This is a genomic window from Mesorhizobium sp. P2_E9 (assembly GCF_056403815.1).
This window is the reverse complement of sequence record NZ_JBFUET010000005.1, coordinates 227,029-250,167: the sequence shown is the minus strand read 5'-3', so window position 1 is coordinate 250,167 and position 23,139 is coordinate 227,029. Positions and strand designations below refer to the sequence as shown.

The 23,139-nt window shown below is 63.5% G+C and carries 19 protein-coding genes; 10 read left to right on the top strand and 9 right to left on the bottom strand.

All coding sequences use genetic code 11. The features are described from left to right. The first annotated feature begins 113 nt into the window (after positions 1-113). Positions 114-647 carry a TetR/AcrR family transcriptional regulator gene (locus tag AC1D05_RS11455; protein WP_477440847.1) on the top strand — a complete coding sequence of 178 codons (534 nt, stop codon included), beginning with the start codon at positions 114-116 and terminating at the stop codon, positions 645-647. Positions 648-698: 51 nt separating this feature from the next. Here the strand turns inward: AC1D05_RS11455 and AC1D05_RS11450 are convergent, their stop codons facing one another. Further along, positions 699-1,139, bottom strand: a complete 441-nt coding sequence (locus AC1D05_RS11450; protein WP_477440846.1) for an Lrp/AsnC family transcriptional regulator — start codon at positions 1,137-1,139, stop codon at positions 699-701. Between the two features lie 131 nt (positions 1,140-1,270). Between AC1D05_RS11450 and AC1D05_RS11445 the strand changes: the two genes are divergently transcribed. The 7 genes from AC1D05_RS11445 (at position 1,271) to AC1D05_RS11415 (ending at position 11,314) form a co-directional block, all read left to right on the top strand. Further along, positions 1,271-4,327: an aminotransferase class III-fold pyridoxal phosphate-dependent enzyme gene (locus AC1D05_RS11445; protein ID WP_477440845.1), complete on the top strand. Its 3,057-nt coding sequence runs from the start codon at positions 1,271-1,273 to the stop codon at positions 4,325-4,327. A gap of 122 nt (positions 4,328-4,449) precedes the next feature. Further along, the gene (locus tag AC1D05_RS11440; RefSeq protein ID WP_477440844.1) at positions 4,450-5,463 is read left to right on the top strand and encodes an amino acid ABC transporter substrate-binding protein; all 1,014 of its coding nucleotides are present in this window, start codon (positions 4,450-4,452) and stop codon (positions 5,461-5,463) included. Positions 5,464-5,683: 220 nt separating this feature from the next. Further along, positions 5,684-6,754 (top strand): LacI family DNA-binding transcriptional regulator, encoded by a 1,071-nt coding sequence (locus AC1D05_RS11435; RefSeq protein WP_477440843.1) that lies wholly within the window; start codon positions 5,684-5,686, stop codon positions 6,752-6,754. A gap of 21 nt (positions 6,755-6,775) precedes the next feature. Beyond that, positions 6,776-7,522 (top strand): transporter substrate-binding domain-containing protein, encoded by a 747-nt coding sequence (locus AC1D05_RS11430; protein ID WP_477440842.1) that lies wholly within the window; start codon positions 6,776-6,778, stop codon positions 7,520-7,522. A gap of 58 nt (positions 7,523-7,580) precedes the next feature. Beyond that, positions 7,581-9,230: an amino acid ABC transporter permease gene (locus AC1D05_RS11425; RefSeq protein ID WP_477440841.1), complete on the top strand. Its 1,650-nt coding sequence runs from the start codon at positions 7,581-7,583 to the stop codon at positions 9,228-9,230. Further along, positions 9,211-10,614: a GH1 family beta-glucosidase gene (locus AC1D05_RS11420; protein WP_477440840.1), complete on the top strand. Its 1,404-nt coding sequence runs from the start codon at positions 9,211-9,213 to the stop codon at positions 10,612-10,614. The genes AC1D05_RS11425 and AC1D05_RS11420 overlap by 20 nt, the downstream gene beginning before the upstream one ends. A gap of 1 nt (position 10,615) precedes the next feature. Beyond that, the gene (locus AC1D05_RS11415) at positions 10,616-11,314 is read left to right on the top strand and encodes an SDR family oxidoreductase (RefSeq protein ID WP_477440839.1); all 699 of its coding nucleotides are present in this window, start codon (positions 10,616-10,618) and stop codon (positions 11,312-11,314) included. Positions 11,315-11,354: 40 nt separating this feature from the next. Here the strand turns inward: AC1D05_RS11415 and AC1D05_RS11410 are convergent, their stop codons facing one another. From AC1D05_RS11410 to AC1D05_RS11385, 6 genes are all read right to left on the bottom strand, one after another. Further along, entirely contained in the window at positions 11,355-12,464 is a 1,110-nt protein-coding gene (locus tag AC1D05_RS11410; RefSeq protein ID WP_477440838.1) for an ABC transporter ATP-binding protein, read from the bottom strand. Continuing rightward, entirely contained in the window at positions 12,451-13,389 is a 939-nt protein-coding gene (locus tag AC1D05_RS11405) for a PfkB family carbohydrate kinase (protein ID WP_477440837.1), read from the bottom strand. The genes AC1D05_RS11410 and AC1D05_RS11405 overlap by 14 nt, the downstream gene beginning before the upstream one ends. Continuing rightward, on the bottom strand, positions 13,389-14,411 hold the full coding sequence (locus AC1D05_RS11400) for an SIS domain-containing protein (protein ID WP_477440836.1): 1,023 nt from the start codon (positions 14,409-14,411) through the stop codon (positions 13,389-13,391). The genes AC1D05_RS11405 and AC1D05_RS11400 overlap by 1 nt, the downstream gene beginning before the upstream one ends. Further along, positions 14,408-15,253 carry a carbohydrate ABC transporter permease gene (locus AC1D05_RS11395; RefSeq protein ID WP_477440835.1) on the bottom strand — a complete coding sequence of 282 codons (846 nt, stop codon included), beginning with the start codon at positions 15,251-15,253 and terminating at the stop codon, positions 14,408-14,410. Before AC1D05_RS11395 ends, AC1D05_RS11400 begins: the two co-directional genes overlap by 4 nt. Next, positions 15,253-16,137: a carbohydrate ABC transporter permease gene (locus AC1D05_RS11390; RefSeq protein WP_477440834.1), complete on the bottom strand. Its 885-nt coding sequence runs from the start codon at positions 16,135-16,137 to the stop codon at positions 15,253-15,255. The genes AC1D05_RS11395 and AC1D05_RS11390 overlap by 1 nt, the downstream gene beginning before the upstream one ends. Before the next feature lie 81 nt (positions 16,138-16,218). Further along, the gene (locus AC1D05_RS11385) at positions 16,219-17,457 is read right to left on the bottom strand and encodes an extracellular solute-binding protein (protein WP_477440833.1); all 1,239 of its coding nucleotides are present in this window, start codon (positions 17,455-17,457) and stop codon (positions 16,219-16,221) included. 222 nt (positions 17,458-17,679) lie between these two features. Between AC1D05_RS11385 and AC1D05_RS11380 the strand changes: the two genes are divergently transcribed. After that, positions 17,680-18,894 carry an ROK family protein gene (locus tag AC1D05_RS11380; RefSeq protein WP_477440832.1) on the top strand — a complete coding sequence of 405 codons (1,215 nt, stop codon included), beginning with the start codon at positions 17,680-17,682 and terminating at the stop codon, positions 18,892-18,894. Between the two features lie 171 nt (positions 18,895-19,065). Continuing rightward, positions 19,066-20,676 (top strand): inorganic phosphate transporter, encoded by a 1,611-nt coding sequence (locus AC1D05_RS11375; RefSeq protein WP_477440831.1) that lies wholly within the window; start codon positions 19,066-19,068, stop codon positions 20,674-20,676. Positions 20,677-21,112: 436 nt separating this feature from the next. Here the strand turns inward: AC1D05_RS11375 and AC1D05_RS11370 are convergent, their stop codons facing one another. Together AC1D05_RS11370 and AC1D05_RS11365 are read right to left on the bottom strand one after the other, a co-directional pair. Next, positions 21,113-22,273, bottom strand: a complete 1,161-nt coding sequence (locus tag AC1D05_RS11370) for a patatin-like phospholipase family protein (RefSeq protein ID WP_477440830.1) — start codon at positions 22,271-22,273, stop codon at positions 21,113-21,115. Then, positions 22,266-23,054, bottom strand: a complete 789-nt coding sequence (locus AC1D05_RS11365; RefSeq protein ID WP_477440829.1) for an acetoacetate decarboxylase — start codon at positions 23,052-23,054, stop codon at positions 22,266-22,268. The genes AC1D05_RS11370 and AC1D05_RS11365 overlap by 8 nt, the downstream gene beginning before the upstream one ends. Between the last annotated feature and the right edge of the window lie 85 nt (positions 23,055-23,139).

Below are 23,139 nucleotides of genomic sequence, written 5' to 3'. Positions count from 1 at the left end.
CACGGACATCGGGACACATATCGACTGCGGGTCCCGATTTCAAATGGCGGCGATCTTACTGTACCGTCTGGACGGTCTTGTCAATTGGGCCTAAGCTTGCTTAGGGAGGCGCCATGAGAGCTCAACGACCGAATTCGCGCGAGAAGATCCTCGCTGCGGCGGCTGATGTCGCCCGGGAATCCGGGCCCGGCAGCCTGTCGCTGGAAGCGGTGGCCAACCGCGCCGGCGTGTCGAAGGGTGGGCTGCTCTACAATTTCCCGACCAAGGCCAAATTGATGCAGGGGCTGGTCGAGGGCTATCTGCGCGATTTTGAGCAGGCGCTGGAAACCGCCAGCAGCAACGACGACGGTAAAAATCCACTTGCCGTTTATATCAGGCTGTCGGCCAATGATTGCGAGGAAAAGCAGCCCTCGGCTTCCTGGATCTTTTCGGCGATCGCCGAGGATCCCGATTTCATGACGCCGATAAAGACATTCAAGCGGCAGCTTTTCGAACGGCTGAAGGGCGAGACGCCGGATCTGAAGTCGCTGCTGGTCTGTTATCTCGCCATCGAGGGGCTGCGCAGCATGAACCTTTTCGATTCCGACGTGCTGTCGAAGGACGAGCGCGAGCTGCTGGTGGCATCCCTGCTGGAGATCGCCAAGTAGGCGGCATCAAGCCAAATAGGCGGTATCAAGGATGACCGCTGTTGCGGGCATTCAACCGACGGCACGTTCGATATCCCGGCGCAGGACGATTGCGGTTGTCAGGTCCTCGACGCCGCCGAGCGTGGCAATCAGGTCGCGCACCGTGTTGAGCCTGTCGATCGACGGCACCTCGACCTCGACGATGAGATCGAGCTGGCCGCTCACCGACGACACGCGCCGGACTTCCGGATAGCGCGCCAGCTGGTCGAGAATGCCGATTGACGGCGTGCGGATCAGCGTGACCAGCAGGAACGCGCAGACCAGCCCGGCGTCCATCTGACCGATATCGGCCCGGTAGCCTCTGATGACGCGGCTCTTTTCCAGCGAAGCCACCCGCTCGCTCGTCGCACTGCGCGACAGGCCGATGCGCCCGGCAAGCGTCTTCAGCGGGATGCGGGCCTCCTTCGACAGAATGGCGAGGATGTCCCGGTCCTTGGCGTCCAGTTCTTTCATGACGTCACGCTCCAAGCGGTTCCGTTAATGTGCCGGTCAATGCAGTCATTGTGCCGGCGCAACCGACGCTTTGCCGGATGCCCGATTTTTTGGCCCATGCCAAGCTTGGACAAAGCAGATCCGGAATCCCGATGACCAACGTCTCATACCCAGCGCCTCAAGTCTCGCAGAACGAGGCCGTCAATATCGCAACGCGGCACTTCGGCATTGCCGGCAGCGTCACGCCGCTCGACAGCGAGCGCGACCGGAATTTCAAGCTGACTGCCTCGGACCATTCGCTGTGGATCCTGAAAATCGTCAACGCCAGCGAGCCGCTCGTCGAGAGTGAATTCCAGACGGCATTGTTCGATCATCTCGAGCGCAACAGCCCAGATATGGCCGTGCCGCGCCTGAGGAAGACGGTACAAGGCGCTTCGCTCGCGCATGCCAGGGGTCCCGGCGGCGAGGATCATGCCGTGCGCCTGGTGTCGTGGCTGCCCGGCCTACCGCTGGCCGAGAGCCAGACCACGCCGGCGCTGCTCGAAAGCCTGGGTGGCGCGCTCGGCCGGCTGGACCGCGCCCTGCAGGGCTTCATCCACCCCGGCGCGTTGCGCACGTTCGACTGGGACATTCGCCAGGCGGGAGCTGCGCGGCAACGCCTTCACCATATCGACGACGATCAGGACCGCGCCCTGCTTGAACGGTTTCTCGATCATTTCGATGCCGTGGTGGCACCCCGGCTGCCGGCATTGCGGGCGCAGGTCATCCACAACGACGCCAATGACTGGAATGTGCTCGTCGATCCGGAAAAGCCCGAGCGTGTCGCCGGGCTGATCGATTTCGGCGATGCGCTGCACAGCGTGCTCATCGCCGAGGTTGCCGTCGCCTGTGCCTATGCGATCCTCGATGCCGAGGATCCGATCGGCGCCGCCGCACGGTTGGCCGCCGGCTTCCATGCGGAATATCCGCTGCGGGAGGAAGAACTCGACCTGCTTTTCGACCTTACCGCTATGCGTCTCGTCACCTCCGTGACGCTGTCTGCCGCGCGCAGGGACCGTACCGCCGACAATCCCTATCTGTCGATCTCGGAAGCCCCGGCCTGGCGGCTGCTGCGTCGTCTGGACAGAATGAACCGGCGCTTCGCCACGGCGATCCTGCGCCAGGCCTGCGGCTTCGAGGCCGCTCCCGGTGCGCGAGCGGTGACAGGCTGGATCGCGGCAAACCGCACGCGGCTCGCACCGGTCCTCGACCGTCATCCGGCGACGCTTGCCAAGGCGCTGGTGCCTTACGGCGATCCGCAGAATCCGATGACGGTGACATCGGCGGCCCAGCAGCCCGAGAAGGCGACGGCATGGTGGGATGCCTATTGCGCCGAGCATGGCATTGCGCTCGGCATCGGCCCGTGGGGCGAAGCCCGCACGGTCTATACCAGCGACATCTTCCAGTCGCGTTTCGTCGAGGGCGCGCGTCGCGCCAACCATCTTGGCCTCGACCTTTTCATGCCGGCGGGTACACGGCTCTACACGCCGCTGGCCGCCACGGTCAGAAGCGTCGAGATCGAGGAGGATCCGCTCGGCTATGGTTGCCTGGTGGCGCTTGAGCATGCGCCGCAGGGATGCCCGCCTTTCGTCACCCTGTGGGGACACATGGCGCATGAGGCGGGACAGCGGCTGAAGGCCGGCGACCATCTGGAAGCAGGTGCGCTTGTCGGCGAGATGGGCACACCAGCCGAGAATGGCGGCTGGGCGCCGCATCTGCATTTCCAGATATCGACGGATACGAGCCTCGCCGCACGCGACATTCTTGGGGTCGGCGAGGAGCGTTATCTGAACGTGTGGAAGGAACTGTTTCCCGATGCCGCCGATCTTGCCGGCATTCCGCCGGAAACCTTCCGCCAAAGCGGCCGTTCCCGCCCGGAGATAGTGGCGGCGCGCAAGATGTCGCTGCTGCCCAATCTCTCCATTTCCTATTCCGAGCCGATCAAGTTCGTGCGCGGCGAGGGCGCCTGGCTGATCGATGACCGCGGCCGCGCCTATCTCGACTGCTTCAACAATGTCTGCCACCTCGGCCATGCCCACCCCGACGTGGTCGAGGCGATCGCGGGCCAGGCGGCCAAGCTCAACACCAACACGCGCTATCTGCACGATACCATCGTCACCTATGCCGAACGGCTGACGGCGACGCTGCCCGCCGGCCTGTCGGTGGCATCCTTCGCCTGCTCCGGCAGTGAGGCCAACAGCCTGATGCTGCGCATGGCACGGACCCATACCGGCCGCAGCGAGGCGATCGTGCTCGACTGGGGATATCACGGCACGACGCAGGAACTGATCGACCTCAGCCCCTACAAATACAAGCGCAAGGGCGGCAAGGGGCGGCCGGCGCATGTGTTCGAGGCGACCATTCCCGACAGCTACCGCGCACCGGCCGAATGGCCGGTCGGTGAACATGCAAAACGCTTTGCCGAGAGCGTCGCCGAGCAGATCGCCGGGATGACCAGGCAAGGTCGTGCGCCCGGCCTGTTCCTGGCGGAATCGATCCCCAGCGTCGCCGGCCAGGTGTTCCTGCCGGACGGCTATCTCGCAGAGGTCTACGCGATGGTGCGCGCTGCCGGCGGCATCTGCGTGGCCGACGAGGTGCAGGTCGGCTTCGGCCGTGTCGGCAGCCATTGGTGGGCGTTCGAGACCCAGGGGGTGACACCCGACATCGTCACCATGGGCAAGCCGATCGGCAATGGCCATCCGATGGCGGCCTTGGTGACGACACCAGAGATCGCCGCTTCGTTCAACAACGGCATGGAGTATTTCAACACATTCGGCGGCAATCCGGTGTCGTGCGCGGCCGGGCTTGCGGTGCTCGATGTCATCGAACGCGACGGGCTCAGGCGCAATGCGCTGGAGATCGGCAACTATCTCATGGTGCGGTTCAAGGCCTTGCAGGCCCGCTACGATATCATCGGCGATGTGCGCGGCCAGGGCCTCTTCCTCGGCATCGAACTGGTCGAGGACCGCAAGACCAAGGCGCCGGCGACGGTACTTGCCCGCCGCATCAATGACGGTGTTCGGGCACGCGGCGTGCTGATCGGCACCGAAGGGCCACATGACAATGTCTTGAAGATGCGCCCGCCGATGATCTTCAGCCGGGCCAATGCCGATCACCTGGTCGGGGTACTCGACGAGACGCTGGCGGCGGTTCTGGCGGAAGGGGCTTAGGACAGATCCGCGCACCGCCTCGGCGGTCCGCGAGCAGACTTAACAACAGCGATTTTCAAGAACTTCCGGCGCTCCACGCGCCGGCGGCAGGGGAGGCTTTTGCCTCATCAAGGGAGGAAACCATGAGACATGCATTGATCACCGCGCTCTTGTTGGCATCGGCCACGTTGGCCGTGCCGGCAAGGGCGGATACATTCGACATCGTCAAGCAGAGAGGCTCGATCCTGTGCGGCGTCAGCCAGGGCGTGGCGGGCTTTTCGGCGCCCAACGACCAGGGCAAATGGAGCGGCTTCGACATCGACTTCTGCCGCGCGGTTTCGGCCGCCGTCTTCGGCGACCCCGACAAGGTGAGCTACGTCGCGCTGTCGACCAAGGAGCGCTTCACCGCGCTGCAGGCAGGCACCGTCGACGTCCTGTCGCGGCAGTCGACCTGGACCTTGTCGCGCGACACCGGCCTGGGCATCCACTTCGTCGGCGCCGCCTATTATGACGGCCAAGGCTTCATGGTGCACAAGAACCTCGGCGTCGACAGCGCGCTCAAGCTTTCGGGCGCCACGGTCTGCGCCGAACAAGGCACGACCACCGAACAGAACGTCGCCGACTACTTCACCGCCCACCAGATGAAATACGAGGCGGTCGTCATCGATTCCGCCGACAGCATCATCAAGGCGTTCGATAGCGGCCGCTGCGACGTCTACACCACGGACGCCTCAGCGCTCTACGCCCAGCGCCTGAAGCTGACCGATCCTGCCGCTTTCACGGTGCTGCCCGAGATCATCTCAAAAGAGCCGCTCGGTCCGGCCGTCCGCAAGGGCGACGACAAGTGGTTCGACATCGTGCGCTGGACGCTGTTCTCGCTGATCGAGGCGGAAGAGGAGGGCATCACGCAGGCCAATGCGGAAGCCTCGCTGAAGTCGCAAAATCCGACGATCCGCCGGTTCCTCGGTGTCGAGGGCGACAACGGCAAGCAGCTCGGGCTCGACCCTGCCTTCGCCTACAACATCGTCGCCAAGGTCGGCAATTACGGCGAGATGTTCGAACGCAACCTCGGCCAGTCCAGCCAGTTGAAGATCTCGCGCGGCGTCAACGCGCTGTGGAACGCCGGCGGCCTGATGTACGCGCCACCGGCGCGCTGAGGCCTGAAAGCCGAACGCCTGTTGGCGCCGGCAGGAGGCGGTGTCTCCGGGCTCTTTGGTCGACCCTGTCTCCTGACCGGCGGGGTGATGATGTGTGCATCATCGCCCCGCCGCCGTTTCAATCTCGCGTGGAAGAATTTCTATAAAAACGTTTTTATTATTCTTGAAAACGTTTTTATGCGGTGCTACGGATGCTCACCCCAAGGGATAGCAACCATCCATGGCAGAGAACAAGAAATCTGAAGGCCGAGAGCTTTCGCCGACGATCAAGACATTGGCGGCCCACACCGGTTTTTCGATCGCTACTGTCTCAAAGGCCCTGCACGGTTCGCCCGTGGTTGCGCAGCAGACCCGGGACGCCATCGTCGCCGCCGCGCGGCATCTGGGTTATCAGGCGAACACCCGAGGCATGGCGCTGAGAACCGGCAAGACCTATCGGGCGGCGGTGCTGATGCCGATAACGTCCGCGGCCGGCTACGAATGGGACGGCGTTGAATACACACAAATCCTGAGCGGCATAAGCCAGGCGCTGGAAAACAGCGACTATCAGCTGTCCGTGCACGGTTTCCGGGATTTCGGCGACGCCTTCGACACGGCGCGGCGGATCGTCGATCAGAGCGCGGCCGACGGCCTGATCTTTTCCGGTGTGCAGGCCGACGATCCTCGTATCGACATGCTGGTCGAAAGTGATTTTCCATTCGTGTCGCTCGGTCGCTGTCGCAAGCCGCTCACCTATGCCCATGTCGATGTCGACAATGAATGGGCGGCGTTCACCGCCACGGCGCGACTGATCGCGGGCGGACATAGACGTATCGCCCTGATCAACGCAGATCGCCGTCTTTCCTATGCCCTGGACAGGATCGACGGATTCTCGCGTGCCTTTGACGAGGCAGGGCTTGCAGCATCCATGGACCTTGTGGCTGACGGCGATCTGTCGACCCGCTTCGGCCGTGACAGCGCGCTCAGGCTTCTTGGCCTGCCCAGTCCACCAACGGCCTTGGTGTGCATCAACGAATCCACCACGCTCGGCGTCCTGTCGGCGTTGGGCAGCCTTGAGCGGCGGGTCGGGGTGGATGTCGACGTCATCGCCTATGACGACATCAACGTCAGCGCCTACTTCACCCCGCCGATCACGACATTCTACCAGCCAATCGAACTCCTTGGCCGCAAGCTCGGCGAGTTTCTGCTGCGGCGTATGGCGGGCGAAGACCCGGCAAAGCTCACCATGGTCTCGAGGCCCGAGCTCATCGGCCGACAGCCGGACAATCTCGGCGGACGAAACCGCCGCTAATCATCAAATGGGAGGAAGAGCATGAAGAAGACCCTGATCGGACTTGCGCTAGCGCTGTTGACGGCCGGCGCTGCCGGCGCCGCCGACCTCGGCGGCAAGGTGCTGAAGGTGGGTTCCGACACCACCTCGCCGCCAATGGAAAGCGTCGACACGGCGACTGGCCAGATCATCGGTTTCGACGTCGACGTGATCAAGGCGGTCTGCGGCAAGATCAACTGCAAGGCTGAATTCGTCACCACCGGCTGGGACGGCATCTTCGCTGCCCTCGACCAGGGCAGTTTCGACCTGGTCGCCTCCGGCGTCTCCATCACCGAGGAACGCAAGAAGGCGATGGATTTCTCGGACCCCTACATCATCAACAGCCAGGCTGTCCTCATGCGCGTGGAAGACGAGGGCCTGTCCCTCGATGACTTCAAGGCGAAAGGCAAGAAGCTCTCGGCACAAGCCAACACCACCGATTCACAGGTCGCCGAAGGCATTGTCGGCAAGGACAATGTGGTCGCTTATGACAGTTTCGCGGCCTCCGTCATTGCGCTGAAGAACAAGGACGTGGACGGCGTTGTGATCAACGGCGCCAATGCCGCCGCATATGAAAAGGAATTCGCGGGCGAACTGGTGGTGCCGATCAGGAATCTTCAGTCCGATCCGTTGGGGCTGGTCTTCCGCAAGGGTGACGAGAATGTCGCTGCCTTCAATGAAGGACTGAAGGCGATCAAGGCCGATGGCAGCCTCGATGCGCTGATCGCCAAGTACTGGGGCGCAAAATAGCTGCTTGAATGCTCCGGCGCCTGGCGCCGGAGCACTCGTTAGGGGAGGACGGGGCCGGATGCAGTTTTTGATGCGCCTGCGACCGAGCAATCTGATCATCGTCGTGGCATTGCCGTTCATCGTCTATCTCTTTGCTTCGTCGGTGAACTACCAGCGCTCGCTTCGCGCCATCCTCGGCGTGGAGAACGGCTCGTCGGTCTTTGTGCCTGGCTTCCTGACGTTGGCCGTCGCCTTTTTCGCCGGCCTTGCCGTGGTCGTGTTCTCGCGCGTTTCGTCGCGATCGCCTCGTCTTGCGGCGGTTGCCGCCGGGGTCAATCTTGCCGCCGCGATGGTGCTGGCGACAACCGGTCTGGTCTATCCCTTTGTGGCATCGGTGGTGGCGAACGCTGTCGATCCGTTCACCTCCGATCTGGTGGTTCAGGGCGTCACGCCGCGCCGATTGACGGATGCCGCCGACATCATTGTGAGCGGCCAGGCCACGCTCCTGTTGCGTGCCTATCTCAGCCTCACGGTCGTGATCCTCGGCGCGTTCTTCATCACCGCCCGTAACGGGACCGGGAACGTGATGTACCGTTTTACCCGCCTTGCGCTTGCGGCGGTGAACGGCGCCGGGTTGGTCTTCATCCTGCTTTTCGCACATATTGCATTCGCGGCGGGTGTGGCGACGACGATCCGTGCGGCCGTCGCGGCCTACCTGCTGGCGGCAATGATGGGGCTGCTCTGGGTTGGGCTCCTCAAGCTCAAATACAGTTGGCGGGCGGACCTGATCTGCATCGCGGCAACCATCCTCATGATCTGTGCCGCGGCGTGGTTCCTGCTTCAGCCACGCGACAGCTATGTGCTCGTGGGGTCTCTCGCCGGCAAGGTCGCGGTCACGACCGGCACGCCATCCGGGATCCTTGGCGCCGTCCGCTACGGGCAATTTCCCGGTGGCCCCGATACCGATGTGCCGCTGCGAACCTTTCGTGGCCCACAGGAAGCGATCGATGCGATCGGCAAGATCCCCGATGTCAGTGCAGCGCTTGTGCCGGCCGCAACAGCGCCGGGCAGGCTGCCCGTGCTGTGGCAAACGGAGGCGTTGAACGATCGCGACAAGGCGTTCGGCATTACGCTCGCAGTGCTGGCGATCGTGCTTGGCCTGCTGACCTTCGGCGGCCATATCCACCGCAGACATCCGCTCTCGATCGGGTCGGAATTCATCGTCGACACGATCCGTGGCATCCCGATGCTGGTTATCGTTCTCTATGTCGGCCTGCCGCTCGCCGGCGCGCTCAAGGACGCAACGCAGGGCGTGGTCGATCCGCCGAACCTGGTGCGCGGCATTGTCGCCATGGCGCTCGCCTATTCGGCCTATCTCGCCGAGATATTCCGCTCCGGCATCAATGCTATTCCCGCGGGTCAGATCGAGGCGGCGCACAGCCTCGGCCTCAATGGCTGGCGTACCGCCCGGCTGGTCGTGCTGCCGCAGGCCTTCCGCATCATCATCCCGCCGCTCGGCAACGAACTGATCGCCATCCTCAAGGACACGTCGCTGCTCTCGATCCTGTCGATCCGCGACATCACGCAGCGTATGCGGGAATTCCAGTCGGCAAGTTTCCTGCCGTTCGCGCCCTACAACTCAGCCGCCATCTTCTACATTTTCCTGACGCTGGCCGCGGCAAGCCTCGTCAGCACCATCGAGAGAAAATATGACATCAAGCATCGATAACGCACGCCGGACCCTCAACGCCCGCGCCTCCGGGCTGGCCTTTCCGCAAGGCTTCGTGTTCGGCGCCGCGACCGCAGCCTATCAGATCGAGGGCGCGCCTGACGCGGATGGCAAAGGCGAAAGCATCTGGGACCGGTTCTGCCGCGTTCCCGGCGTGATCGTCGACGGCTCCAGCGGCGATGTCGCCTGCGACCACTATCATCGCTGGAAGGAGGATATCGCCGTGCTCAAGGCCCTGGGCCTTGGCGCCTACCGTTTTTCCCTGGCATGGACGCGGCTTCTTGCCGAGGGTCGGGGCGAAGCCAACGCCAGGGGCATCGCCTTTTACGACCGGCTGATCGACGACCTGCTTGAAGCCGGCATCGAGCCCTATGCAACGCTCTACCACTGGGATCTTCCGCAGGCGCTGCAAGACCGCGGCGGCTGGTACAACCGCGACACCGCCACCGCCTTTGCCGACTATGCCGGGCTTGCCGCCCGCGGTTTTGGCGATCGCGTCAAGAAATGGGCGACGCTCAACGAGCCCTGGACCTTCTGCTGGTCAGGACATGCGACCGGCGAGGACGCGCCGGGATTGCGGGACGGCGTGAAAGGCGGTGTGGCCGCCAGCCATCATGCCTTGCTGGGGCATGGCCTGGCTGTTCCAGTCATCCGGGCCGAGGTGGCCGACGCTTCGGTTGGCATCGTCTTCGATCTCAATGTGGCGGAAGCCGCCACCGACGATCCGGGCGATGTGGCGGCGACACGGCGTTTCGACGGCGCCCAGAACCGCTGGTTCCTCGATGCCGTCTTCAAGGGCGCATACCCGCAGGACATGCTGGCGCTCTACGGCGATCTGTTGCCGCCGATCCATGCGCAGGACAATCAGATCATCGCCGCGCCGGTGGACTATCTGGGCATCAACATCTACCGCCGCTCGGTGATCGCCGCGGGTAACGAACTCGCGCCGCTCAGCTATCGACGGGTGCAACCGCAAGGCATCTATTCCGCTGTCGATTACGAAATCTGGCCGCGCTGCATGTACGACATCCTGCGCTATGTGAACGATCGCTATGCGCCGCCGGCAATCTACATTTCCGAGAACGGCGTCGCCACCACGCCGGAAAATGTTGGCGAGGACGGGCATGTCTGGGATGATTTGCGTGCCGCCTATTATGTCGACCATCTCGAGCAGGTGGCCAAGGCGGCAGCCGAGGGCGTGCCGGTGCGCGGCTATTTCGCCTGGACACTGACCGACAATTTCGAATGGGCTTATGGCTATACGACGCCCTTCGGCATCACCCATGTCGATTTCGCCACACAGCAGCGCCGCATCAAATATTCCGGCGAGGTCTACGCCATGATTGCCCGGCAGGAGACCGTGCCGGTCGCCAAGAGCGCCTGACTTGGCCGCAGACGGGCAAGGCGGCCGCACGGTCCTCATAACGGGCGCCGGGCGCGGGCTAGGCCGCGAGCTGGCACGGCAATACGCCCAGCATGGCTGGCACGTGATCGCGTGCGGGCGAACGCGTCCAGCCCAAGGTTTCGAAGATGGAACCGAGTTCCAGCCGCTCGATGTCGCCGATCCGGCTTCCATCTCCGACCTTGCGGTGCGTCTCGCCGGCAGGCCGCTGGATGTGCTTGTCAACAACGCCGCCATCCGCAGCGATATCCCCGGCCTGCACAGTTTCGCCCCGGATGAATTCCTGAAGCTCATGGCGACGAACACGCTCGGCCCGCTGTTGCTGGCGAGGGCGCTGCGACCGAACCTGGTGACGGGGCGTATGCGGACCATCGCCAATATCGGCAGCCGCGCCGGCTCGATGGCGGAAGGGCTGCTCGATGACTATGACGACGACTATGCCTACCGCTGCTCGAAGGCAGCGCTCAACATGGTCTGCGCCCAGCTGGCGCGGGATTTGCGCGTCGACGGGATAATGGTGTTGTCACTGCATCCGGGCTGGGCGAAGACCGATATGGGCGGCGATCATGCAGTGCTGGCGGTCGAGGACAGTGCGCGGGGCCTGCGCACGGTCATCGACAGCGCAACGCCTAGGGATAGCGGCTCATTCCAGACATTCGATGGCATACATATCGAGTGGTAGCCGAAGGGTCCCAGTCCATGCTGAATACCCCCGCAGGATCTTAGCGCGACGCCGTTTTTTCGAGTGCCGCTGTCGGCAGGGCCTTGCCTGTCGTGGGGTCGAACAAGCGGAGTGCTGTTTCATCGAAGGTGAGGCCGCGCTTTTCGCCCTTGGCGACCTGAGATCTTGGCGGCAGGCAGGCGGTCAGCCGCTGCGTGCCGATCCGGGCCGTCGTCACCAGTTCGGGGCCGGTCAGTTCGACAACCTCGATTTCCACGGGCAGTGACAAATCCGTCGCGACGCCGGTCGCGACACGAAGCGCTTCCGGCCTGATACCGACGACCACCGGAGCGCCTTCGCGCGCCGCGTTCGCGTAGCGTGCCGGCAGAGGGATCCGCACATCGGACTCTGCTATGGCCAGCTTTCCCTCGGCGATCACCGCCTGCAGCATGTTCATCGATGGCGCGCCGACAAAGCCGGCGACATATAGCGTCGCCGGCTCGTTGTAGATCTCTTCCGGCGTGCCAAGCTGCTCGATCCTGCCGTCGCGCATCACCGCGATGCGCGTCGCCAGCGTCATCGCCTCGATCTGGTCGTGGGTGACGTAGACGACGGTGGTCTGCAGCATCTGATGCAGGCGCTTCAACTCAGTGCGCATTTCCAGACGCAGCTTGGCGTCGAGATTGGACAGCGGCTCGTCGAAGAGGAAGACCTGCGGCTTGCGCACCAACGCCCTGCCGATGGCGACGCGTTGGCGCTGGCCGCCGGACAGCTGGCTCGGCTTGCGATCGAGCAAGGGCTCGATCTGCAGCAATCTTGCCGCCTCGTTCACCGCCTTTTCGCGTTCATCGGCGGCAACGCCGCGCATCTCCAGCCCGAAGCCGATGTTGCGACGGACCGTCAGGTTCGGATAGAGCGCGTAGGACTGGAAGACCATGGCGATGTCGCGGTTCTTGGGGTGGACGCCAAGGATCGAACGGCCGCCGATCAGCACATCGCCGCTTGTCGCTTCGGCCAAGCCCGCGATGATATTGAGAAGCGTCGATTTTCCGCAGCCTGAGGAGCCGAGCAGCACCAGGAACTCACCGCTCTGCAGCGCAATGTCGATGCCCTTCAGTGTTTCAACGCTGCCGTAGTTTTTGCGGACGTTGCGGATTTCAAGCGCGCTCATGCATGGATCCCTCGAGCTGCATCGGCCCACCATAGTTGCGGGGCAGAGTGGAAATGGCGCGCGACGCCACCTGCGTCGCGGCATTCAGCGAGACGGTCAGCGTCTGGTCCTGCGCCAGTGCGGCCAGGAAGGCCGCATTGAAGACGTCGCCAGCGCCAATCGTGTCGATGACCTTGACGTCGGGCGCGGTCGCCCTGACCATCGCGCCGCCCGGGCCGATGGCGATCGCCCCTTCAGGGCCGCGCTTGACGACGGCGGTTGCGCCTCCCTTCATGCTGGACTGGATCTGCCGCGCGGCTTCGACCGGATCGGGCAGGCCGGCCAGGGTCACTGTCTCCACCTCGTTGAACAGGGCAAGGTCGCAGCGCGCGAGCCATTTGCGCGCCGCCTTGCAGTTCGCTGGCGTCCAGCCTTGTATCGGCCAGCCGGTGTCCAGCGCCACCGCGATGCCGTGCCCATTCGCCCAGTCGAAGAACGCTTCGTAGTCGCGGGTGAGATCATCGGTGAGGAAGGAGCCGCACAGCAGCGCGTAGCCACCGGCGAGCCGCTTGCCGTCGAGCACCGAAATTACGTCGGCAAGGCTGAAGCGGGGCAGGTGGCCGCGCGTGGTGAAAAACGTCCTTTCGCCATCGGGATGGGTCATGCCGACCGAAAGGGTCGTGCTCTCGGGGCGCACCGGCCATTTGTCGGCGCGGGCGCCAAACGCCTCGCGCAGCCAGTGGCCGAACTGATCGTCGCCGACATTGGCGGCGATGGCGAAATCGACGCCCAGCGCCTGCCAGGCAAGCCCGGTGTTGCCGGCCTGTCCACCAACGCGCAATTCATCATGGTCGACGACGGTTTCCGTGCCCGCCTTCGGCCACGGCGCGACCGGGCCGACAATGAGGTCGACGTTGACGTTGCCGATCACAGCAAGCGGACGCATCACTCGCTCCTGGTGATCTTGGTGGAGCGGAGAGGCGTGCCGGCATTGTCGACACGGCTGTCGGCGAAAGCGATCATCAGGCGCTGTGCCACCGGCAGCATGGCGAAGATGGCGGCCATGCCGGAAGCCGGCTTAGACGATAGCGTGACGGCACCGGCGACGGGCGATTGCCCTGACGCGTCGAAGACGACGAGCGGTGCGCCGGCCTCGACGACGGAGGTGGCCATGGCGGTCACCAGTTCCGCGGTCGGGTCGTTGCCACGAAACAGGATGACGCCGATTTTTTGGCCGAGCATCTCCATCGGCCCATGCCGTAGCTGGCCGCCTTCGAGCGAAAAGCAGGGCAGCCGCGACAGTTCGGTGAGGCCAAGCGCCAGCGCTTCGGCGACGCCTTGCAACCTGCGGCCCGAAGTGACGATGCTCGTGACCTTGTCCAGCGCCGAGAGCGCTTGTGTGATGTCGTTGTCTTGTGGCTGGTTCAATGCCCCAAGCGCTGCCTTCGGGTCTTCGCCGAGTGCCGCCAGAATGGCCAGGTGCAAGGCGAAGGTTACGGTCAGGCTGCGGGTGGCGGCGAAGGCCTGTTCGGTGCCGCCGGCGCCGACCAGGCAAGACGCCGTGCGCGCCAGAAACGAGCCGCCTTCGAGCGTCAGGCCGAAAATATCAGCGGGGCTGTTGGCCTCCGAGAACCATCTGACGACTTCTGCGCTCTCGCCGGACTGCGAGGTGATGAGCACTGTCCTGCCGTTGAGCGGCAGCGGCTGACCGAGTTGTTCGGACAGCGGCAGCGCCAGCGCATCGATGCCGAGGGCACGATAGAGCGGCTCGACGGCGCGTCCGACCGCATGCGAGCCGCCCATGCCAAGCAGCAGCAGACGCCCGGTCTTCCTGATCGAAGCGGCAACGTTTGCCGCCATGGCAGCGTTGTTTTCGAACGAAGCACGCGCATCCGCGTGCTGGCGTGCCATTTCGCGGTCGATGGCGAGCAGTCCCGCCGGTCGAATTTTTGTTGCAGTCATCATCATCCTTTCACGCCGCCGCTGGTGAGGCCCGAAATCAGCGCGCGCTGCATGACCAGGCCGATCAGCACCGGCGGCAGGGCGGCCAGCACGCCGGCGGTGGCGATCAGCCCGTAGTCGGAAACACGGCCGCCGGCCAAATCGGCGATGGCGACGGTCAAGGTTTTCGCGCGCTGGTCGGAGGTGAACAGCAGCGCGTAGAAGAATTCGTCCCAGGCCAGCAGCACCGCAAACAGCGCCGATGTCGCCATCACAGGTGCGGCCAGCGGCAGCGTGATGATGCGCAAGGTCTGGAACAGGCCGGCGCCGTCGATCATCGCCGCCGCCTCGATCTCGCGCGGGATCGAATCGAAGCCGGACTTCATCAGCCAGGTGGTGAAGGGCGCCAATATGGTGAGATAGACCAACGCCAGGCCGAAGACATTGTTGAGCAGGCCGAGATGCGACAGGCCCATATAGAGCGGCACGGCGAGTGCCACCGGTGGCAGCATGTAGGTGGCAATGACCATCGACAGCGACCAGCCGATCGCCGGCGTGCGCGACACCGCCCAGCCGGCGGGGATCGCCAGGGCTAGCGCCGCCAGCGTCGCCATGCCGGCGATCTCCAGGCTGTTGCGCAACGATGAAGTGAAGGCGGCACCGGCGCTGTTTTCGGCTGTCGACAGCAATACCTTGTAGCGCGAGAAATCGGCCGCCTGTGGCCACCAGCGCAGCGGCTTGGCGGCGAGATCGGCGGCCGGCGAAATGCTCATGATGAACAGCCAGGCGATGGGCGCCAGGATGACGGCGGCCAGCAGCAAAGCGCAGGCATAGATGAAGACGGTGAATGCAAGGCTCTTGCGTTCCATCAGGTGGCGCTCCCTGCGGTCTTCCTGACCAGCGCCGCATAGGCGACGGCGAGCACAGTGACGAGCAAGGTGACGATCAGCGCCAGCGATGCGCCGGAGCCGGCGCGCTGGAAGGAGAAGGCTTCCTGATAGACGAGGATCGACAGCGTGCGCGTGCTGTTGGCCGGGCCGCCGCGGGTCATGACCCAGATGATGTCGAAGACCTTGAAGGCCTCGATGGTGCGCAACACCAGCGCCACCATCAGCGGCCCGGCGAGATAGGGCAGGATGACGAAGCGGAAACGGTTGAACGGTCCCGCACCGTCGACGAGCGAAGCGGCGGTGATGTCGCGCGGCACCGCCTGCAGGGCGGCGAGCGCAATCAGCGCCACCAGCGGAAAGTTCTTCCAGCAATCGGCGACGATCAGCGCCGCCAGCGCCGTTCCCGGCTCACCCAGCCAGGAGCGGTAGGCGTCGATGAGATTGAGTTGCGTCAAGGCGGCATTCAACGCGCCATATTCGGGATTGTAGATCAGCCGCCACAGCGTGGCGTTGACCACGGTCGGCAATGCCCAGGGCAGGATCATCAAGGCGCGCAGGACGGCGCGGCCGTGGAACTGCTGGTTGAGCAGCAGGGCGGCGAGCACGCCGATCACCATTTCGGCGGCAACCGAAATCACCGCGAACAGCGTCGTGGTGACCAGCGTGCGCGAGAAATTCGGGCTCGACAGCATGTTGGTATAATTGTCGAAGCCGACGTAATTGCCGCCGGTGCCGACCAGCTTGGCGTCGGTAAAGGACAGGTTGACCGTATCGACCAGCGGCCAGCCGATGACGGCGACCATGACCACGAGCAGCGGCAGCATCAGCAGCCACGCGCGGGTTGTCATCCAGGTGCTCGACATCGGAGCAGCCTCTCTCATTCATCGCGATTTCAGACATAACACGGGCGGCACTAGGCCGCCCGTATCGAGAACAAGACTACCTCAGAGGCCGCTGTTCTTGGCGGCTGTGTTCAAGGCATCCTCCGGCGAAGACTGGCCGAGCAGCGATTCCTGGATCGCCTGCTGCAGCGCGGTCGACAACTCCTGATACTTTGGCGTGGTCGGACGCGGATACATGGCGGCCAAGCCGAGCTTGGCGGCGGCAATCAGTTCTTCCTGGCCCTTGGTGACGGCCGGGTCGTCATAGGAAGAGGCCCAGATCGGCAGCGAGAGCTTGGCATACTGGTTCTGCGTCGCCTGCGAGGTCATGTATTCGATGTATTTCCAGGCTTCGTCCGGATGCTTCGAGACCGCGGTGACGCCGAGGCCCATCGAGCCGTTGACGGCCGAGACTTCGCTGATGCCCGTGACGCCTGGCGCCGGCACGACGCCGACCTTGCCCACGACCTTCGAGTCCTTCGGGTCGTTGGCCATATTGTACATGTAGGTCCAGTTCAGCGCGAAGGCGGCGTCGCCGTTTTCAAAAACCTTGCGCACGTCCTCTTCCAGGAATTCCTTGGAATTCGGATTGGTGAGGCCGGACTTGTAGCTGTCGACCATGTATTTCAGCGCCGAGAGGCCGCCGCCATTCTGGAAGTCCGGCTTGCCGTCCTTGAGGAAGTCGCCGCCATAGGCGCTGACCAGCGTGGTGTAGTCGCAGATCGCGGCTTCGGCCTGCGACCAGCTCCAGGCGATCGGTGTCTTCAGCAGGCCCTTGTCCTGGATGATCTTGGCCTGTGCGCCGAGCTCTTCCCAGGTCTTCGGCGGCGTCTTGATGCCGGCCTTTTCCAGGATGTCCTTGTTGTAGAACAGATATTTGGTGTCGAGGATCCAGGGCATACCATAGTACTTGCCGTCATACTGGACCGTGGTCCAGGCGCCCGGCAGCACGCCCTTCTTCATATCGTCGGTGATCTTGGACGAGACATCGACCAGCACCTTGTTGGTGGCGTATTCAGCAGGCCAGATGACGTCGAACAGCACGACGTCATAACCGCCGCCCGAGCCTTGCGCGAGCACCGTCTTGTCGTGCAGGCCCTCATAGGGGACGAATTCGAGATTGACCTTGACGTCCGGGTTGGCCTTGGTGAAGGCGTCCGTCATGGCGCGCACGTCGGCCTCGCTATAGGCAGCCTGCGCCATGAATAGAGCGTTGAGCGTCGTTTCGGCGAAAGCGTGGGGGACGAGCAGTCCTCCGGCGAAGACCGCGCCGACCAGTGTTTTGGTGATTGTCTTAAGCATCTACTTCTCCCATTTCCGGCGTTGATGGGGCGGCGATGCTGATGTTTCGCATCGTCTTCCCGGATCCATGTCGCGTGACCTGATGGTTACCCGGCTGACCAGTGGCGACAGGCTGGGAGCCTTTGGCCATCTTGTTTTTGGGTCATTCGGTTTGCATTAAGTCAACTCGCTTGACTTAATTAGTCGATCAATATTCTAATGGAGTCAAGAGGGGAAACGCCGGTGGACGACATCAGCCCGATCCGCGCCAAAAGCGGCACTAATCAGGAAGGCACCAGCGCGCACAACCGCCGGGTCATGATCGAGGCGTTGCGTCTCAATGGCGCGCTGTCGCGGGCTGATCTGGCGCGGGCGACGCAGCTCACCAAGCAGGCTGTCTCCAACATCATCGAGGATCTCGAAAGCGACGGCCTGGTGGTCGCGCTCGATGCGGTGCGCAAGGGCAGGGGGCAACCTTCGACCCCCTACAGGCTGGTGCCCGAAGGTGCCTTCGCCATAGGCCTGCATATCGACCGCCATCTGACGCGCGCGGTGGCCGTCGACCTGATGGGCAGCGTATTGGCGCGGGCCGAGGCGAACCTGCCTTTCGATGAGCCGTCGAAGGGCGTCGAGATCATCCTAAAGCTGATCGCTGGTGTCCGTCGCGACCTGGCCGGCATTTCGGCCCAGTCGGAAAAACGGCTGGTCGGTCTCGGCGTTGCCATGCCGGGCCCTTTCGGCCTGAAGAATTCCGACGACAAATGGATGATGCCGGCCTGGCAGAAATTTCCGCTGCTGGAGACGCTGGCCAAAGGCACGGGACTGAATGTCGGCCTGCAGAACGACGCCGCCGCCTGCGCGACGGCGGAGCGCATCGTCGGTGCCGCGCACGGCGTCGATCACGCGGTCTGCCTCTATGTCGGCTACGGCATCGGCGCCGGACTGATCCTCAATGGCGAGCTTTACAGCGGCGGCCATGGCAATGCCGGCGAAATCGGCATGGCGCTGCTGGCGCCGGCCGGTCCGGGCTCGACGCCGCTCGAGCACCGCGCGTCGCTGGCCTCGCTCTACCAGCATCTCGGCCTCAACCCGGCGAACAGCGATATCTACGAACAGATGAACGCCCTGGTGCTGACCGAGAACCCTGGGATGATGGCCTGGATCGACGGGGCGGCACATGATCTGCGCTGGAGCGTGCATCTCATCGAAACGATCTTCGATCCACAGACCGTCATCTTGACCAGCGGTGCGCCGGAAGCGCTGGCGCGCCGGCTTGTCGAGGCGATGCATCCGCTGCTGCCGTCTATCGCCGACCGGCCGGGCCGGAACCTGCCGCGCCTTCAGCTTGGCACCACCGATCCCTGGTCGATCGCGCTCGGCGCGGCCGCGGCGCCGATCAGCCGCGCCTTCGATCCGCTGTTCTCGGCGATCCTGAAGACAAGCCCCGGTCCGGTGTAGCGGCGTCGAGGACCTGAAAGCACGTCGCTTCGAGCCGGCGTGTCGTTCATCCAAACCCGAAGTCACCTCTGAGCGACATGCATCAAAGCCGGCTGTCGGCGTCACACAGGGTTCATCGACCGGACATAGCGTCTTTCTCAGTTCTTTGCTGCAAGGCAATAGGAGTGGGACATGGTGGACATAATTTCCAGTGAAGCGGGGATTCCGAGACCGGATCATCCGCTCGATAGTTCGGGCAGCGCCAAGTGGTTCCTGCCGGCCTTCGGCGTGCTGGTTCTGGTCGGCGTGGTCTATGTCAGCTACGCGTTGAGCCAGGATCTGGCGGTGGCCAAGACCGTGCCGTGGATCCTGCTCGGCATCGCCTTGCTGATCGCGCTCGGCTTCGAATTCGTCAACGGTTTCCATGACACCGCCAATGCGGTGGCGACCGTCATCTACACGCGCTCCCTGCCGGCAGAATTCGCCGTCATGTGGTCCGGCGCCTTCAATTTCCTCGGCGTTCTCACCTCCAGCGGCGCGGTCGCCTTCGGCATCCTGTCGCTGCTGCCGGTCGAGCTGATCCTGCAGGTCGGCTCCTCCTCCGGCTTTGCCATGGTGTTCGCGCTGCTCGTCGCCGCGATCCTGTGGAACCTCGGTACCTGGTTCCTCGGCCTGCCGGCCTCGAGTTCGCACACGATGGTCGGCTCGATCATCGGCGTCGGCCTCGCCAACCAGTTCATGGCGCCTGCCGGCAGCGCCACCAGCGGCGTCGACTGGTCGCAGGCGACCAATGTCGGCGTGACCTTGCTGGTGTCGCCGATCATCGGCTTCTTCGCCGCGGCCATCCTGCTCTATGCAATGAAGCTGCTGGTGCGCAATCCGGCGCTCTACGAAGCACCGAAGGGCAATGCCCCACCGCCCTGGTGGATCCGCGCCTTGCTGATCTTCACTTGCACCGGCGTCAGCTTCGCGCATGGCTCGAATGACGGCCAGAAGGGCATGGGCCTGATCATGCTGATCCTGATCGGTGTGGTGCCTACGGCCTATGCGCTGAACCGTACGCCCGACATCAACTATCTCGAAGCCTACAAGGCGGCTTCGGTCAGCGTCGAGACTGCGTTGGGCAAATACGTCAAGCCCGGTGTTACCATTGCCGATGCCAAGGCCGCCAAGGCGGCCGTTAAGGATGCCGTGCGCACCCGGACCTGGAGCGACCAGACGACCGTCGCGCTGCAGACCTACATTCACAACACGACCGCTTCGCTGCAGCCTTATGTATCGGTCGACAATGTGCCGACCGATCTGGTCAGCAACGCCCGCAATGACATCTACCTGATCGGCGAGGCGCTCAAGCTGATCGACAAGAAGCAGTTGCTGCCAATGGAGGCCACCGATCTCAAGGCGGTGACCGACTATCACAAGGCCGTCGACAACGCGACGAAGTTCATCCCGATCTGGGTGAAGGTTGCGGTCGCCCTGGCGCTTGGGCTCGGCACCATGGTCGGCTGGAAACGCATCGTCGTCACCGTCGGTGAGAAGATCGGCAAGAGCCATCTGACCTATGGCCAGGGTGCGGCGGCCGAGCTCGTCGCCATGGTGACCATCGGCATGGCCGACCGGCTCGGTCTGCCGGTGTCGACAACCCATGTGCTGTCGTCGGGCGTCGCCGGAACGATGGCCGCCAACGGCTCGGGCCTGCAATGGGCGACGGTGCGCAACTTGCTGCTGGCCTGGGTGCTGACCCTGCCGTGCTCGATCACGCTCGCCTTCGTGCTGTTCATCATCTTCCGCCAGGTGTTCTGAGCGGGCGTATAAGCGTCCAAACAAAAGGCAGCGCCGGTCGCCGGCGCTGCCTTTTTTCTTTGAGCGAGCACTGTATTGAAGGGGGGATTTCGAGGCGGTATTTGCGTTTGTATTGACGCGGAACACGCCTACGAGATTGGCTGAAACGCCTGACGCTTCGTCATCCTGGGGCGGAGCAAGGAGCGCAGCGACGCGGCACAGACCCGAGGATCCATGCCGGGACTCCTGAGCGTTGCTGCGGTGCAGAATTCTGCTCGTTGCACCCTTTGGCTGAGGTCGCGGCATGGATCCTTGGGTCTTCGCTCCGCTTCGCGTCGCTACGCCCAAGGATGACGAAGTTTGGAGGCGTCAGCCAATCTCAAACGTTGGCGACGGCCGCTCAAACGAATCTCGGCCAATAAGGCTGAACCGTCGAGAATCAACGGCCTGCGCAGTCTCAGGTCGGATCCTCGCGATGCAGATCGTGGATGGCAACGCCATCGACATTGGTCGGCATCGTCAGCCATTTGCGATGGCGCAAGGTGCGCTGCGTGTCTTCCAGGCCCGTGTCCCAATGCTCGCGCATCGAGGTGCCGGAGAACTCGTAGTCCTTGGCATGCCCCTCATAGCCTTTGTGCTGGTAGATGAGGTGCACGATGTTGACGATGCCGGCATCCGAATAGTCGGCGATCAGCGCTTCTTCCGCCGGCGTCAGCCGCTCCTTCGGCACGCGCTTGAGCGCATCGAGCAGCCGCATCTTCAGGCTATGGATGCGTTTGAAATTGTCGGTGTTCTGGCGCGTGCGGCTCGAATACATGATGTCCTTGTGGCGCGACAGCACGTCCGGCATGCTGCGCGGCAGCACTCCACGGGCGCTGAACAGGTCGACCTGGAACACCAGCGACGAACGGTCCTCGTCCTGGTCGAGCAGATATTGCAGCGGCGTGTTGGAGACGATGCCGCCATCCCAGTAATATTCGCCTTCGATGCGGATCGACGGGAAGGCCGGCGGCAGCGCGCCGCTGGCCATGATGTGCTCGGGTCCGATGCGGACCTTCTCGGTGTCGAAATAGACGAAGTTGCCGGTGCGGACGTTGACCGCGCCGACGCTCAGCCGCTTCTTGCCGTCGTTCAGCACGTCGAAATCGATCAGGCTCTCCAGCGTGTCCTTCAGCTCAGCGGTGTCGTAGAAGCTGGTGGCACCCTCGGCGCCCTGCGGCTCGAGCCAGGGATTGGGGTTGCGCGGCTTGAAGAAGCCGGGCTGGCCCATGGTCATCGTCATCCATGAGGACGTACGGTTGCGGATATCGCGATAAATGTCGCCTTCAGGCGTGTAGGACCAGATCTTGCGACCCGAGATGGTCTGCCAGAACTGTTCGAGGCGCTGCAGGCGGCGGCTGGGCTCATTGCCGGCGATGATCGAGGCGTTGATGGCGCCGATCGAGACGCCGGACAGCCAGCTCGGCTCGCAGCCGGCATCCGCCAGCGCCTGGTAGACGCCGGCCTGATAGGCGCCGAGCGCGCCGCCGCCCTGGAACACCAGGGCGATGCGGTCATACTGCGCCGAGATCTCCGCGATCGTGGCGGCGGCTTCCTTGTTTCGGTTGCGCTCAAGCACGAATTTTCTCCGGCTGGGTTGTGCTGGCTGCGAGCCGGCTGTGATCGCTGAGATAGTCGTGCACGACCTCGCCCAAGCCAAGCGTCAGATCAGCCTTGAAGTGGACTGCGGAGACGATGTCGAGAACCGGCAGCTTTGCCACGTCGGCCATGACATGTGGCCGAAGGTCGAGTGCCGCGGGCGCCGTCCAGGCTTCCTTCAGCGTGATGTCGGTGAGGTAGTAGCGCACCAGCTCACAGATGCGCGGCGTGCCGTCGACATGCGGGATGATCTTGATCAGGAAATTGGGAGCGGCGAGTGCTGCGAGCACGGAATCGTGATCGGCTTCCCGGTGCTTGTAGCCCATCGTGCCGGTGGCGCACAGGACGCTGCCATAGTGCAGCGTACCGACGATCACCTCGCCTTCATGGACGATCTTTGGATTGGCCAGCTTCTTGGGAAAACCCCAGAGTTCACGGCCGCCGGCGATCGGCGCATCGTCGTCGAGATACATCGAATGGACGTAGCCGCCATGCTGGCCCTTGTACTTCACCGGGATGACCTGGCCGGTCTCGGTGTAGTCGCCGAAGCCGGTCGAGTTGGGCATGCGGATGAATTCATACTTGACCAGCGGCTCGTCGATCTCCAGCGGCGCCGGCACCACGGCTTCGAGCGCCTCGCGCGTCGTGCGGTAGGTGATGATGATGTATTCGCGGTCGAAGAAACGGTAAGGCCCAGGCGGGAAAGATGGATTGGTCAGCGGCATCGCATAGGCGCGCTTCACGACATCGGCGATTTCCAAGCTGCACCCCCAAGGTTTTGTCAGGTGAATTTCGTTTCAGGAATGACGGCGCGAATGCGCAACCGATTATGTTGCACGGCACCAT

Bases quoted from the DNA above. Each gene is read 5' to 3' on its own strand.
- AC1D05_RS11455 (WP_477440847.1), top strand. From the start codon at position 114: ATGAGAGCTCAACGACCGAATTCGCGCGAGAAGATCCTCGCTGCGGCG.
- AC1D05_RS11450 (WP_477440846.1), bottom strand. From the start codon at position 1,139: ATGAAAGAACTGGACGCCAAGGACCGGGACATCCTCGCCATTCTGTCG.
- AC1D05_RS11445 (WP_477440845.1), top strand. From the start codon at position 1,271: ATGACCAACGTCTCATACCCAGCGCCTCAAGTCTCGCAGAACGAGGCC.
- AC1D05_RS11440 (WP_477440844.1), top strand. From the start codon at position 4,450: ATGAGACATGCATTGATCACCGCGCTCTTGTTGGCATCGGCCACGTTG.
- AC1D05_RS11435 (WP_477440843.1), top strand. From the start codon at position 5,684: ATGGCAGAGAACAAGAAATCTGAAGGCCGAGAGCTTTCGCCGACGATC.
- AC1D05_RS11430 (WP_477440842.1), top strand. From the start codon at position 6,776: ATGAAGAAGACCCTGATCGGACTTGCGCTAGCGCTGTTGACGGCCGGC.
- AC1D05_RS11425 (WP_477440841.1), top strand. From the start codon at position 7,581: ATGCAGTTTTTGATGCGCCTGCGACCGAGCAATCTGATCATCGTCGTG.
- AC1D05_RS11420 (WP_477440840.1), top strand. From the start codon at position 9,211: ATGACATCAAGCATCGATAACGCACGCCGGACCCTCAACGCCCGCGCC.
- AC1D05_RS11410 (WP_477440838.1), bottom strand. From the start codon at position 12,464: ATGAGCGCGCTTGAAATCCGCAACGTCCGCAAAAACTACGGCAGCGTT.
- AC1D05_RS11405 (WP_477440837.1), bottom strand. From the start codon at position 13,389: ATGCGTCCGCTTGCTGTGATCGGCAACGTCAACGTCGACCTCATTGTC.
- AC1D05_RS11400 (WP_477440836.1), bottom strand. From the start codon at position 14,411: ATGATGATGACTGCAACAAAAATTCGACCGGCGGGACTGCTCGCCATC.
- AC1D05_RS11395 (WP_477440835.1), bottom strand. From the start codon at position 15,253: ATGGAACGCAAGAGCCTTGCATTCACCGTCTTCATCTATGCCTGCGCT.
- AC1D05_RS11390 (WP_477440834.1), bottom strand. From the start codon at position 16,137: ATGTCGAGCACCTGGATGACAACCCGCGCGTGGCTGCTGATGCTGCCG.
- AC1D05_RS11385 (WP_477440833.1), bottom strand. From the start codon at position 17,457: ATGCTTAAGACAATCACCAAAACACTGGTCGGCGCGGTCTTCGCCGGA.
- AC1D05_RS11375 (WP_477440831.1), top strand. From the start codon at position 19,066: ATGGTGGACATAATTTCCAGTGAAGCGGGGATTCCGAGACCGGATCAT.